At 37.6% G+C, this 13,879-nt stretch carries 9 protein-coding genes and 1 pseudogene; all 10 read right to left on the bottom strand.

The window, feature by feature from the left end; genetic code table 11:
* Positions 1-125: pseudogene (locus tag ACOYVE_RS13845) on the bottom strand (sugar kinase); the annotation flags it as partial.
* 23 nt (positions 126-148) lie between these two features.
* Complete coding sequence (locus ACOYVE_RS13840; RefSeq protein ID WP_014856041.1) at positions 149-1,921, bottom strand: chondroitinase-B domain-containing protein; 1,773 nt, start codon at positions 1,919-1,921, stop codon at positions 149-151.
* Between the two features lie 174 nt (positions 1,922-2,095).
* Positions 2,096-3,361, bottom strand: a complete 1,266-nt coding sequence (locus tag ACOYVE_RS13835) for an MFS transporter (RefSeq protein ID WP_014856040.1) — start codon at positions 3,359-3,361, stop codon at positions 2,096-2,098.
* A gap of 26 nt (positions 3,362-3,387) precedes the next feature.
* Positions 3,388-3,735 (bottom strand): cupin domain-containing protein, encoded by a 348-nt coding sequence (locus ACOYVE_RS13830; RefSeq protein ID WP_014856039.1) that lies wholly within the window; start codon positions 3,733-3,735, stop codon positions 3,388-3,390.
* Positions 3,736-3,761: 26 nt separating this feature from the next.
* Positions 3,762-5,960: an alginate lyase family protein gene (locus tag ACOYVE_RS13825; protein WP_041355969.1), complete on the bottom strand. Its 2,199-nt coding sequence runs from the start codon at positions 5,958-5,960 to the stop codon at positions 3,762-3,764.
* A gap of 21 nt (positions 5,961-5,981) precedes the next feature.
* Entirely contained in the window at positions 5,982-6,737 is a 756-nt protein-coding gene (locus tag ACOYVE_RS13820; protein ID WP_014856037.1) for an SDR family NAD(P)-dependent oxidoreductase, read from the bottom strand.
* An 18-nt stretch (positions 6,738-6,755) separates the two neighbouring features.
* The gene (locus tag ACOYVE_RS13815; protein ID WP_014856036.1) at positions 6,756-7,397 is read right to left on the bottom strand and encodes a bifunctional 4-hydroxy-2-oxoglutarate aldolase/2-dehydro-3-deoxy-phosphogluconate aldolase; all 642 of its coding nucleotides are present in this window, start codon (positions 7,395-7,397) and stop codon (positions 6,756-6,758) included.
* 17 nt (positions 7,398-7,414) lie between these two features.
* The gene (locus ACOYVE_RS13810) at positions 7,415-9,694 is read right to left on the bottom strand and encodes a heparinase II/III family protein (protein WP_014856035.1); all 2,280 of its coding nucleotides are present in this window, start codon (positions 9,692-9,694) and stop codon (positions 7,415-7,417) included.
* 12 nt (positions 9,695-9,706) lie between these two features.
* Positions 9,707-11,605 carry a T9SS type A sorting domain-containing protein gene (locus tag ACOYVE_RS13805; RefSeq protein WP_014856034.1) on the bottom strand — a complete coding sequence of 633 codons (1,899 nt, stop codon included), beginning with the start codon at positions 11,603-11,605 and terminating at the stop codon, positions 9,707-9,709.
* 13 nt (positions 11,606-11,618) lie between these two features.
* Entirely contained in the window at positions 11,619-13,811 is a 2,193-nt protein-coding gene (locus ACOYVE_RS13800) for a chondroitinase-B domain-containing protein (RefSeq protein ID WP_014856033.1), read from the bottom strand.
* Between the last annotated feature and the right edge of the window lie 68 nt (positions 13,812-13,879).

The following is a 13,879-nucleotide window of genomic DNA, read 5'->3' as shown; positions in this document are numbered from 1 at the left end:
ACAGCTACGTTTGCTTCGCCGCCGCCGAATGTTACGTCGAAATTCTGCGCCTGGACAAAACGAGTGTATCCCGGCGTAGAAAGACGAAGCATTATCTCGCCGAAGGTTACTACTTTCTTGCTCATTTAATTAACTCCTGTTTTAAATATTATTTTAGATAAACTATTTTTAGTATTTTATGCCCGCTTGGTCCTTCTATTTTACAGAAATATTTACCGCTTGCTATTTTATCAGCTACAAATTGAACTGTATATTTACCCGGCAATAGCTCCTTGTTTAGTAGTTTTGCAACTTCTCTCCCAAGTATATCATATATCTTTAATATGTATAGTCCTTTTTTATTCACTATAAATACAATATTTGTCGTTGAATTGAAGGGATTTGGATAATTATTCATTAGTTCAAAATCGTGACTAGGTACATCATACTCTCTAACGGAAGTCTCTATATCATCCTCGGCGGCATATGGACCAACTTTATCAGGAGTAAGCAGATAATTGGATTTTGGGAACATACTTAACTCGTCGGCTCCTATATCGGGCATAGTATCTCTCTGTTGTCCTTCGATATCGTAATTAACAAAAGGGTAATGATTATTTCCCTTATTCACCGTAGGACTTTTTGCACTAATTTGATATACGCCGTCATTCATCACCAAAGACGGGTCGTCTATCAATTCTATTTCATTTTTTGTAAAAGGCACTCCTACATAAACAGAATCGGTAACAGCGAAAGCATTATTTTCCAGTAATAAGCCCTCCGGTTTAGAAATGATTTTAATAATTGGATTAGTTCCGTTTGATACTACTAAATTATTAGAGAACATAATATTCCGGGGAGCCTTTTTATAAGAATCATTGTTTGTGTAACCTATTTCAACCGGATGCTCGACATTAATAAAAGAATTAAAGCATACTATGATATTTTCGGGTCTCATGTGGGAAGAATAACTTGTAGAAGTGTTTTCCACATCGCCATTTGTAATGGTAATAGCAGCATCCCATTTTTCCCCCTGTAAGTCATGAAAATAATTGTTATATATTTTATGCCCGTATCCATACATACGAATACCGCCCGTACTGTCAACATTGTATCCTAAAAAGTAGTTGCCATATACCACGGAATTTTTTGTTTGTCTGAGGCATAACGTTCCCTTTGACCTTATAAAAGTATTAAACCTGATAGTATCTTCGGATGTTTTTACCGAAACAATTTCAGGGTCGCCGTCGCACTCTTCAAACAAATTATATTCTACTACCGTAAAACCGCTATCCCAGCTTAATTCACTTTGTCCCAATCGTACAGACTCTTTTTCGTTTACCACCCTCGGTTTATTATTTCTGAAGTAGTTATGATCGATTCTATCGTATTTTGAGGGGATACTTGTTGGTTTTGGCGTTCCATCCAAGGTAATAAAATTGCCCGGTTGTGTTTTATTTTCAAAAAGATTATGATCTATTCGGTTATAAGAAGAAGTTGCGTACGGTTCGTCCCATTTACCACCCACGATAATCCATTTAGCCGATTTAGTTTCATTTAATCTGAAAAAATTTCTTGTAATACGAACATGATTACACGCTTCTAATTTAATAACCGTCCCGCTTTCCGAACGGAAATCAAATCCTTTTAAAATAACATGACTTATTTTCCTTAATGTAAAATAAGAATTGCCTGTTAATACCGCTCCTCCTACTGCCTGGCTTTTTATAACTATCGGTTCTTCGGCTGTGCCATTTATGCCGGCGATAGTAATATACCCAAGTTCATATTGTCCGTTCGCAAGCTCAAGCGTATCACCGGGCAACAATGAATTCACATATGCCTTTAATTCGTCTTTAGAATGAGCGACATATTTATTACCCGCCAATACTTTACTTAGGTGGCTTACAAAAAAGATTATTAAAAAAATCTTTCTAAGCATATTTTATTATGCAATAATCGCTCTGTTATATATTGTTCTTTGACTACCGTATTGTATCAAAAGCCTGAATTAGACTTTTGGTGTATATATTAACCAGTCACAAACTTATTTACAGCTAACTAGCTTCATTTTTCCGACGACCGACAATTTCTCCGAGATTTAATTTAATCAAGATCATTCTAACGGTTTAATTTCTTTTGCAAAGAAATAAATTGCCAATACACCGAATGGTACAAATACTGCTATCATAATAAATACTGGTGTATATGAGATTTTAGTAATAATAGGGACAAGAAAATTCATAACAATTACAGAAAAAACCCCCACGCTGCCGCCTAGCCCCGCCAAAGTGCCAACCGATTTTCCACTGAAGAGATCGCTTGGCAGAGTTTGAACATTGCCTATTGCAAACTGAAAACCGAATAAGACAAACGCAACTATCACAACAAATTTTAATGGAGTGTCGGCAAAAAGAATCGTAGTTATTAATCCGAGGAACATAATAACCGCTCCTATAGAGATAGCTGTTTTTCTTGCTCTGTTAACAGATTTACCCTTAGAGATAAGCTTGCCGGCGAAGTATCCGCCGCTTATACTTCCGATAGCAGCTCCGACATAAGGCACCCAGGCAAAGAGTCCTATTTCCTTAACGTTGAATCCGTATACGTCTGCAAGATATATCGGCATCCAACCTACAAAAAGCCACCAGATAGGTTCAAAGAAAAATCTTGATATTAAGACCGACCATGATTCTCTGTGGGATAAAATTTGTTTAATACTTAGCGCTCTCGCGTTACTATTGTTTTTTTCAGTTTGAGTTTGTCCGTCAAGTATATATGTCCTTTCTTCCTCGCTTAACCACGGATGTTTATCAGGAGATGTTTTATTAATAATTAGCCATGGAATCAACCATATCAATCCGAAAGTGCCAACTATCATAAAGGTTGTTTGCCAGCCAAAACTCGCCCATAACAAAGCGATAAGAGGAGGAGCGATCACAGAACCGATTGAAGCGCCGGCATTAAATAAACCCTGTGCAGTTGCTCTTTCTTTTACTGGAAACCACTCAGCATTGCTTTTGACTGCGCCTGGCCAGTTTCCGGCTTCCGCCAATCCAAGCGTTGTTCTAAAAAGGCTAAATGAATAGATATTCCTCGCAAAAGCATGAGCAAAAGAAGATAACGCCCAGACTCCTACGGCAATTACATATCCGATTCTGGTGCCAACTTTATCGAATAATTTGCCTGACACAGACTGCCCGATCGCATACGCAATCATAAACACGTTTAGTATCAAGCCGTAATCTGTTTTATCCATTCCCGTATCTTCAGAAATGCTGGGCCACATTATTGCCAAAGTGCTTCTGTCTATGTAATTAATAATTGTAGCGATACAAATAAGAGTTATTATCCACCAACGTAAGCCTTTTACTTTTTTCATTGTAGACCTCAATATTTTTTATCTGTTTAACCTTTTTTGAGAAAATCCTCACGTACCGGACTGAACACATCTATAAGCATACCGTCCTCCAGACATATGGCGCCGTGCAATGCATTGGGTGGGACATAAAATCCGTCCCCGCTACTTAATATTTGTTTAATCCCGTCTATCTCTACCTGGAATTTTCCGGACACAACGTAAGTCGTTTGACTGTGAAAATGTTTATGCGGCTCGCCGACAGAATCTTTTTTAAAACGAACTTTAACCATCATTATTTTATCGTCGTATCCTAGAATTTTTCTTTCTACGCCCGGGGCAACATTTTCCCATTCTAAGAAATTAGCTTTAATAAAATTTTCGCTTTTATTTTTCATTTTTATTCCCCTTAATTTAAAGTTACTTAATTAATGTATTTCAGATGAATTGGTCCTTTCCAAGAATATTGGGCATTTCCCGTATTAATATTATGCACTTTATTTTTGGAAGGATCATTATTTGCAATAAATAAGTTAATCCCGGATTTATCTTCGTTAATGATTTCGATTACGGTATAATTACCGTCATTATAAAGCACTTTAATATCGCTAATAGTAGCGTATGAATTCTTTGTATATTCCAGAGTCGGATTGAACTCGCCATGCGGTTCAATTACTGAAACAATAAGGTGATTTTTTGCCTTTTTTCTAAACATTATACCTTGTTCATTTCGAAGATTATAATTTTTATCGTTAGCTCCTATCTGAGTTAAATATATATCCGTTGAATTATCGCAAGTTGTTAACAGAGTATAAAATCTATTATTGTCACTCAGGAAAGTTAGCGAAGAGACGCCGTTTCCTTTTCCTTTGGCTGTAACCCACAGATGTTCATATCCGTTAGACTTTCCCAGAGGAACTCTTTGATTATCGTACGCTTCATAATCGAAATTTATATCTATAATATGCCCCATAAAATAATATGGCAAATCGTACTGATGTTCCGTATCGGAGTTGACTCTAAATACATCAACAATGATCGGATAATCGTGTTGGTGTGATTTTACAAGCGCCAATGTTCGATGTAATTCAATCCCTTTGTAAGCATTTTTTTCTTTTGCGCTTACGTATTGGAAATTAGCATCCGAAATATCAAACAGGTACTCTTCGGGGTGGAATTTTTCGGCCCTGCTTCGTTTACCGTCAAAATGGGATTTCTCATCCGCTACAATTGTATTATGAGCAATTGTTTGCATAGCGTATGATTTATTTTCAGGCAAATATCTGCCGCCGAATTTCTGATCGATGTTTAAGAATCTAGCTGCGCCGTAATCCTGTATAATTTCACTTCCTTTGTCGTAATATAAAAAGTGTAGTCTGTCATAATGACCGTGCGAAAGGCCATGCGATGCATATTTAAATACTAATGTTGAAAGTTCTTCTTTATTATTCCCCCAACGTAGAATTGCAAGACCACCTTGTTTACCATCGGCTCCGTCGCTAAACTTTATACTTTTCCATTTAAATTCAGGCAGACTCTCTCGTTTCGCTATAGCTTTTGCTACAACCAATCCGGCGTAACTCAGAATTACCCGACCATGCTCATTGACAAGGCTCAGCAAATTGTCGTCCTTATCATACCTGTAGTAAATTAAATTAGAAGCTATAACCAGTTCTTCGGACTGCCATGTTTTTTCTTTGAGAGCATCGTTAATGGGGAAAAAAGCTCCGTTTGTATTCGTCTGTTGCAACAGAGCGTTCAAAGTCTTTTTTAGTATAGAGTCCCTGTATTGATAAATTTTCAATTCAGGTTTATTATTTTCCAGAGCTTCCGCGTAAATAAAAAACGGCCACAAAGCATAACGCGCATAATATGGCCCTTCCGTATAATAACCGTCTGGAGAGAACAATAAATCCAATTGTTTTATAAACCCCCCTTTTCCGTCCAAGTGTGTTCCGTAAAGCGAATACTGCACATACTTATCATTTTGTGTAACCAGTCCAGTCATACCAACGGCTGTTACCATCCAAGTTCCATGATTGTGTATCCTATTAAATTCCTCTTCGTGTTCCATGAAATATTCACACATTGGATTAAAAATATTATTCTCATATTTTTCTCTATCTTGCGGGGACAACCAATCATATATGCAATCGTATGCCTGGATTGTATGTACAAGCCATACATTTTCATTCAAGGTTTGCCAGAAGAGACGCCCGGGGGTTTCTATTTTGCTTTGCGGATGCTGTCCTATCTTAGGATACAGTTCTGCATATTTATTTAACATATCACGGATAAAAACGGCATATTTTTCATCTTGCGTAATCTGATACAATATCCCGGCATAGTACATCTCATTGTAATTTTGTTTGTGTTTCTCGTGAGTGTACCCTCCGCCGGCGTCTTTGGGAACCGGTACGTCCATCGGCTCGGCAATTACCGAATCGATATAGTTTTTAATCTTTTGATAGGTATTATGGAAGAGCGGATATTTATCTTTTTCCTGCCTAATAATTTCAACAGTTTTTTTAGTTAATAATAAATTCGGATGCATATTTTGCGCATCCGAATTTATATATGTAAAGAACATCAATACACTTAAGACTAACGTATTAAACTTCATAATTTTCCTCTCGTGTTAATATTATACAAAATAAGTACCGCCGTTAATTTCAACGCAGGCGCCTGTTATAAAAGAAGCAGAGTCGGATGCAAGATAAGCAACCAAGTCCGCCACTTCTTCGGCTTTCCCTTCTCTTCTTAACGGTGTGTTATTGGCAACCATTTGTCTTACTTCCGGTTTTGTAAATTTATCATGGAAGGTTGTACTTATCATACCAGGGGAAACGGCGTTAACTCTAATTCCTTTAGGGCCGAATTCTTTGGCAAGGCTCCTGGTATAAGTTAGTACTCCTCCTTTAGCAGCAGCGTATGCGCCAGCTCCGGGACCTCCGCCGTCTCTTGCCGCCTGAGAAGCAAAATTAACAATCGATGCGCCGCTTTTCATATAAGGCACAACGGCTTTAGTTACCATAAAGACTGTTTTCATATTTAACGTAACCACGAAATCCCAAAAAGCTTCATCCATTTCGTTGATTGTTTTCCTTCCTACCAAACCTCCTACGACATTTACCAATATATCTATTTGAGGTCCGTACTCTTTAACGCAGGTTTCTACAAGACGATTGATATCTTCTGGTTTAGTCATGTCTCCCTGTACTTTTATAGCTTTGCCGCCAAATTCAGAAATTAATCTTAATGTTTCGTCGGCGTCTTCGGGATTATCAAAATAATTCAGGCATACCGAAGCGCCTTGCCGAGCAAGTCTTATTGATACTTGTCGACCAATATCTCTTGCGCCACCGGTTACAATTGCTACTTTACCTTCTAGATTAACCATTTTTTTACCTCCGTAATGTTAGTTTATATTTTTTAGGTTTTCTAAAGCTTTTTGGGCATTTTCAGTTAATAACTGATAATTATTTTCTTTTATTGCCGTTTTATCCAACAAGGCAGTTCCTATTCCGACCGCACAAGCTCCAGCTTGTATCCAGTCCTTAATATTGGACAGTGTAACCCCTCCTGTTGGCATTAAATTAATTTCTGGGATAGGAGCTTTTACAGCTTTAATAAATTGCATTCCAAGAATATCGGCGGGAAAAACTTTTATAATCTCTGCGCCGCTTTCATAAGCTTTATAAATCTCTGTAGGAGTAAAACAACCGGGGAATGCAGGTAAATTATTTTTATGAACCAAGTCTATTATTTCCTCTTTGAATATAGGGCTTACAACAAATTTAGCTCCCGCATTTATAGCATCCTGAGCGGTTTCTTTTTTCAATACCGAGCCGACGCCAATAAGAACACTATCTCCGAATTTCTCAGCCGTTTTTTCTATTAAATTTATTGCTCCCGGCACTGTCATTGTAATTTCGATTATGTCTACGCCGCCTTTATAAATTGCGTCTACTACGTTTAATAATTTATTCGCGTCTTCCATCCTGATTACTGCAACTATTTTATGGTCAAGTATTTTCCGAATTATTTGTTGTCTCTCCATCCTTTTTTAATCTCCTATTATTTATCGTATGATTTGTTTACCAACTTCCAGCCATCAGCCGATTTTTGATATTCATATACAGATTTATTCGATTGCTTTGTATCTAATCCGTCGTATCTAACGTAACTGCCTTTATATAACAATAATGCGCTTGGTTCTTCGTCCCTACTCAATATGCATACAAATTGCGCGTCAGTTTTTATTTCAGGCAGCTTTAGCTCGTCGCCTTTTTTTATATAAACATCAGCCTTTAGTCCGCCGGACGTAACAGTAAGCAACACATAATTAGGATTGTTGTATTTTCTTATCGACGGCGTTACTTTGTCATTGAGCGTAGGAAACAGGAGTGTATTAAACGAGTAATCATTAACCGAGTGTTTTTCAAACAATACAGCGTCAATTCCATACTTGGATATTTTATTAATATCCATATCTGTTTGATCAGCCTGCAAAATATAAAACCGGACATTTCCCTTATGTTTTACGACTCCGTTATTCATGCTTTCCCGCTCATATTCTCCTTGAAATATTTGTTGATAATTATGTATCTCTTTTGATGTAAAATTATCCGTAAGCAACCAGAAATACGGTTTGACAAACAATATTTCTCTGTTATAATTAACTCCGAGTGTGTCAAAACCATTGTGTTCAGCCATGATATAATCAAAATTACTACCGATATACAAATCATGTATTAGTGGCTCCGGTAGAATATTCCATTTACCAAAACCCGTTCTTGCATGATTATCAATCCAATCTCTGCCCTGTAAATAGCGATCAGCCAGCGCTACATTCTTTGTTAAAGAATTTTTCATATACTGAATCGATACGTCGCTGTATCTAACTCTGTAAGAAGGCAATAATTCTTCGCCGTAACCGTGAGCTACTATACCCAAAACGCCTCCGTGCGTGTGATCGGGCTTTAACTTCGCCAATCCGGCGTCTACTAATAAATACAAGGAGCTACTGTCTGATCCGCTACGCATTACAAAATATTTGGTTTGTTCTAAGAAAGCCGAACTAATATTTTGTCTTTCAGGAATCAATTTATGGTAGTCCTCTATTTCTTTAGCGGAAAAGAACCAGTACAACTCCGAAGGGAATTTATAGCAGCTATAACTTTTATAGTTCTTATCCAGGAAAAACGCCGCTCCGATAGTCATGATAATGGAAGTTTTAATATCCGGCAACTCTGCAGCTTCTAAATTCTCGAGAGAATCATTCTCGGCGCCATAAGTAGCCTGAGCGTCTTGCAATACGGGTAATTCTCCAGAAGGCAATGCTAATTTGACAATTGCATCGAACATTCTGTGAAATCTTCTGCGAAACAGCTCGGGAAGCTCAACATTATTTCTGCGAGATAGCTGAGATACTCTGAAATAATTGATCAGTTCCAGTTTAAAATAGTGGGAAGCTCTTTCGAATTGAAAACCGTCTTCCATTACCTCGGTTTTAATATGCTCCATCAGGGTATTAAGAGCTATCTTGTTCCACAACTTTGCAATAGTAAACTCGGGAAACATTAACGTCGTTTCATATAAAGCTTCCAAACCATGGGTTTGATGATTGCCATAATTATAGACTTTACTTACATCGACAATACGCGCGCCGTGAAGCAAAAACAGTTTTATTAAAAATATTTGATCCTTCCAGTCTAAATAATCCGCTCCTAGCATAAAATGATATGCCTGCAACAAATTCCTTAATCGGTGTCCCGCATAAAACCTCTCGAACAAATCATTGCCTCCAATTTCAGTCTCTTTGTTTTCATAATCTCTTATAAAATCTTTAACCAACAACAATAAACTTTTCACATACCGATCATCCTTGGCGTAGTACGAAGCGAGCGCCATTTCGCTTGCTCGTTCGAAACGCGAAACATAGCGCAGCGCATTCGGATTAAGTTTTCTTCCATGCTTGTCTACCGAAGGTAATTTCCAATCGATATCTGTCCCGAACGTTCTTAAAAATTTCTTCGAATCTTCAATGTACATTACCACTGCGTCGGGATATTCATTGCCAAAAGAGGCTAATCTTTCTTTTAAAGAAACATTATTAAAAAAATAATTGACGTTGTTTCTTTTTCTGAAATATTCGGCAAGTTGAATTAATCCTTTTTCTTTATCTCTCTTATAATAATCATATATTGATTTGAGTTGAGGAACCGTTAAATCCAGAAGATTCATTAATTCATCATCCGAGAGAAGACGATTGCGAGGCACATTATCCTGAACGCTATTCTGGCCGTAGTATAGCGTAAAGCTTAACAATAAGAACAATAGAATGTTTTTCCTCATTTTAATTAATTCCTATTTTGATAATAACATTGGAATGGTTTTTGAATTGTTGCCGGCTATAATCCTACATAAATAAACGCCCGAACAGAGATTAAATGAACTGGCGTCGAATTTTATTTTATAATAACCTGCTTTTTGAAATTGGTCGACAAGAGAGCAAATTTTTTCTCCGAGCATATTATAAACAGCGACATTAACATAATTATCTTCGGATAGATTGTAACTTATAATTGTTGAAGGATTGAAAGGATTCGGGTAATTATAATTCAGCTTAAATTCGGACGGAAGCGTTTTCTTTTCAGATTGAACCGATGTATAATTTCTTCTTTCGTTAAGTTGCGCTATGTATAGCGAGGATGGATTTAACCCTTCTCTATTAGTGCCTTCTATGTATCCTTCAGGGTGGACGAATAAAGCGCCGTGCACTTTTAAGCCGCTTACCTTTCCGGCAAAGCATCCGATTGCATAATTTTGCGCTGTGGGAGGTTTTTGTATTATTATATTTTTTGAATTTTCTACTTTGCAATTCCAAGCTACCGAATTCACCGCGCCCCATCCGTGACCGGTGCCTTTGTCGCCTCTATTATAGAGCGCCAAAACATAGCTGTAGTTTGGGGATTTGAACAATATATTATCGTATAAAAGTCCCTGACTCCACCATCTATGTCCTTCACTCGACGAATAAGTATATTCACTTACATTGTTATAAAAGACGCATCCCGAAACAGTACTGGTGCCATTAGATACAAAATCGTGTCTACCATATCTGGCATAGCAATTCTTAACAAGAATTAACTGCGACGCATGGTATAAGTTGAAATTATATCTTCTTTCGCCGGTAATTCTGCTTATCGGATCGATTGCTTTGCAGCTATCTATCGTTATGCGGGATGCAGTGCTGGTTCGAAAGCCGGACTGCCCGAAATGAATAGCCGTACATTTTATCACCCAGGCATCCTCAATCTGCATCAATTCAATTGCTTGCCATGCATGATTTTCGTTTCCGTTGGAGTTCGTAGGCAGATCATTTGCTTCAATGTCGACTCTTAAATTTTCAATACCAATATTAGTCTTAATGCCTTCCCGGCTATACTTGTAAACATAGGATTCCGATAAATTCTTATTAAGAGTATAAAAAACCGGAGCGTCAATAAAGATTGTATCACCGTTTATTTTTTCAATGTAACGATTATAAACTATATCAATTCCATCATATATTGTCCAGCCCGGGTCCGATGCCGTTCCTCCCCTGTCGACAGCATCTAGCCAAGCGTCTGTAGCAGGATGATATATTATAATATTATCGCCCTGTTTGAATAAAGATGGATTTTCCACCCTAAACTTAAATGCCCCGACGAAGACATAATCATCAATAATTTTTGTGGTTGAATTTTCTACTCTATCCGCCCACCTTGTATTATTTCCACCGCCAGCAATAATAACGCTTCTTTGATGCGGGTTATTTCCGACTGCGTATATAATTGTATTAGATGTTGTATCCTCGCCGTCTCCTTCTCCCCTAAGCACTATACCGCTTTCGTTTAGATAAATAGTTCCGCTTATTCTATACACGCCGGCTCTTAATAATAGAGCTCCTCTGAATCCGCTAGCATTCAATGGCAGCCGGGCTAATTCATTAATAGCATTCTGTATATGCTCAGTATTGTCTCCCTCCAAAGGTTCGATAATTTTAACAGTTTCTACATAAGGGAGCTCTTCTTCGCCGTTTTTATATCCAGCATAACTAAAATCGGGTATTCTGTTTCCAGCGCTATCGCTTATGTAAACAAGTTTATCGCCGTTATAGTAAACTATCGAAGATTGCCATTCCTGAGCATAAAAAATATTTGTGATGAAAAAAAGGATTGACAGACTCAAGAGCAATTTAAAACCGATAAATATTCTATCCATTATTTTTTAGGTATTATTTTATTATTAACATACATTTTGTTTCTGAGTACTTATCTGTTTCGATGCGATAGAATAATCTTCCCGAACTGAAATTTTTCCCTTCAAGATTGTACTTTAACTGATATTTACCCGCTCTTTTATATTCATTAACCAGCACGTCTATTAGTTGTCCCAACTCATTGTAAACTAAAATTTTGACAAAAGTTGGTTCCGGTATAGAGTATTCAATAACCGTGGAAGGATTAAATGGATTCGGGTAATTTTGTTGAAGATTGTATTCTGTCGGAACCGCCTTTTCATAAACATCTGTTAATTTGTTGAAATTTGCTATAACAAGCTTGTCTGCATCCATAAGTACCGTGTCCGGATTGGAGTTGCCAGTTAAGGCGTTACTCCAGGATTCGAACGCCCATCCTTCAGCCGGAACAGCCGTAATAATTACTTTAGTGCCTTCAATGTAACTTCCGCCCTCCGGTGACAGGATTACATCGCCTTCGCCGTTTTTCCATATCGCTAGTTTATATACTTTCGGGTCTTTAAAATTTGCCGTAATATTCTTATCGGAATTCATCAGTATTGTGATCGGATTTTCGGTGGTTACGGTGTCCCCCGTCCAATTAATAAAAGAAGAATTAGTTGCCGGAATTGCGGTTAAAGTAACGTTTGTTCCTTTTTTATAAACTCCGCCTGCGGGTTCTAATATTACTTCGCCTGTCCCGGTTTGAGTTACCGTTAAGACTACTACATCGTTGTTATTCGATAGCCAAGTAGGCCCTGACGATTCGGGAGTAACGGGAGTCCGTATAATTTCTGCAACTGAATATTCGTCGGCGCCGACATCTTTCAAAGAATCTCTAACTTGTCCATCTATATCGTCTATTACAAAATAGTAATCGCCTTCAGCAGAATTAATCAATGGACTGTTAAATTGAGGACGCCAAAGATTATCCGCTCCCATGACCATTAACGGATCGGCCTCAACAAAACCTTCGGCAACAGTCGTATAATTGCCGCCCCACACGTAGTTGTTTTGATATATAAAATTAATAGGCTCAGTTACATAAGTAAGTAAATTCGTAGTATTATAAATTACATTATTTGCAAAGACAGAATTTTTAGGCGGCAATATCTGATCGGGATCACTAGACTTTTTGAGTCCGATTACGAATCCATTTTTGCAATTAACAATAGTATTAAACGCTACCGTAGCGCTGTCTACCTGGAAGTATCCGTTCAAAGGTGAATTTTCAATGCCATTCATCATTACAATCGCGCCGTGCCAATCGCTTACTTCGCCTGCCAAATCCTGGAAATAATTATTATAAACTTTGTGCCCTGCTCCAATAATTCTTACCCCTCCGGTTCCTGGTTTATTATTGCCGAAAAAATAATTTCCGTACACCTCGCAATTGTCGCCGTGTCTAAGAGTAAGCTGTCCGTCGCATTCGTAAAAAGTGTTATATCTGTAGATATTGTAATCACTTTTGTTCGATATAATCTCGGTTTCACCATTACATCTTTCAAAATAATTATACTCAACGGTTGTGGAAGAATTATAAATCGAATTTTCGCTATCGCCCACACGTATTGTTTCGCCTCCGTTATAGCCAAGTTCAGGCCTGTAACCAAAATAATTGTGATCTATAAGATGGTAATTAGGAGACGTATTTTTACTAACCCAAACCACCAAAGTTGTACCTGAGTGCTCTTTCCCCTTAAAATAACAGTGGTCTACTCTGTTATTTTGACCGTAAATGGAGACCCATTTATAATCGGTATTTTTATTAGCCGGATTATAATCTTCAATTGCAGTATTCGTTAATCTGCAATGATATGCATTAACGCTGCCATTACGAAACTCAACAACCGCTCCGCTTGAACTATAACCTTTATAAAACCACAAGCCGTCTACAGTCAAATATTTCCCTGCAATTCTCAAGGTAGAATTACCGTTAAGAATAACTCCGCCTGGCGTCTCGGCTTTTAACACAATATTGGCTTCCTCTGTACCGTTCCCTGTAAACACTATCGTTTGGTTAGTCCAGATTCCATTTTTCATAATAATAGTGTCGCCAGGAGCTGCAATTTTAGTGAAGTTTGCAATCTCGGAAGCATTCTTCGCTTCGTATGTAGTGGCAAATATATTATTAAGGAAAAAATGCACTGCAACAATGATAGTTATTAATATTTTGTAAGATTTATTCATTAGTTCACCCTAAAATTTTAGGAGTCGGAGAATTAGTTATTCCCCGACTCGCTATTCGTAATGTGGAG

The sequence above is a fragment of the Melioribacter sp. genome, assembly GCF_049325435.1.
GTDB classification, from domain to species: Bacteria; Bacteroidota; Ignavibacteria; order Ignavibacteriales; family Melioribacteraceae; genus Melioribacter; species Melioribacter roseus.
This window is presented reverse-complemented; position numbering and strand designations above follow the sequence as displayed.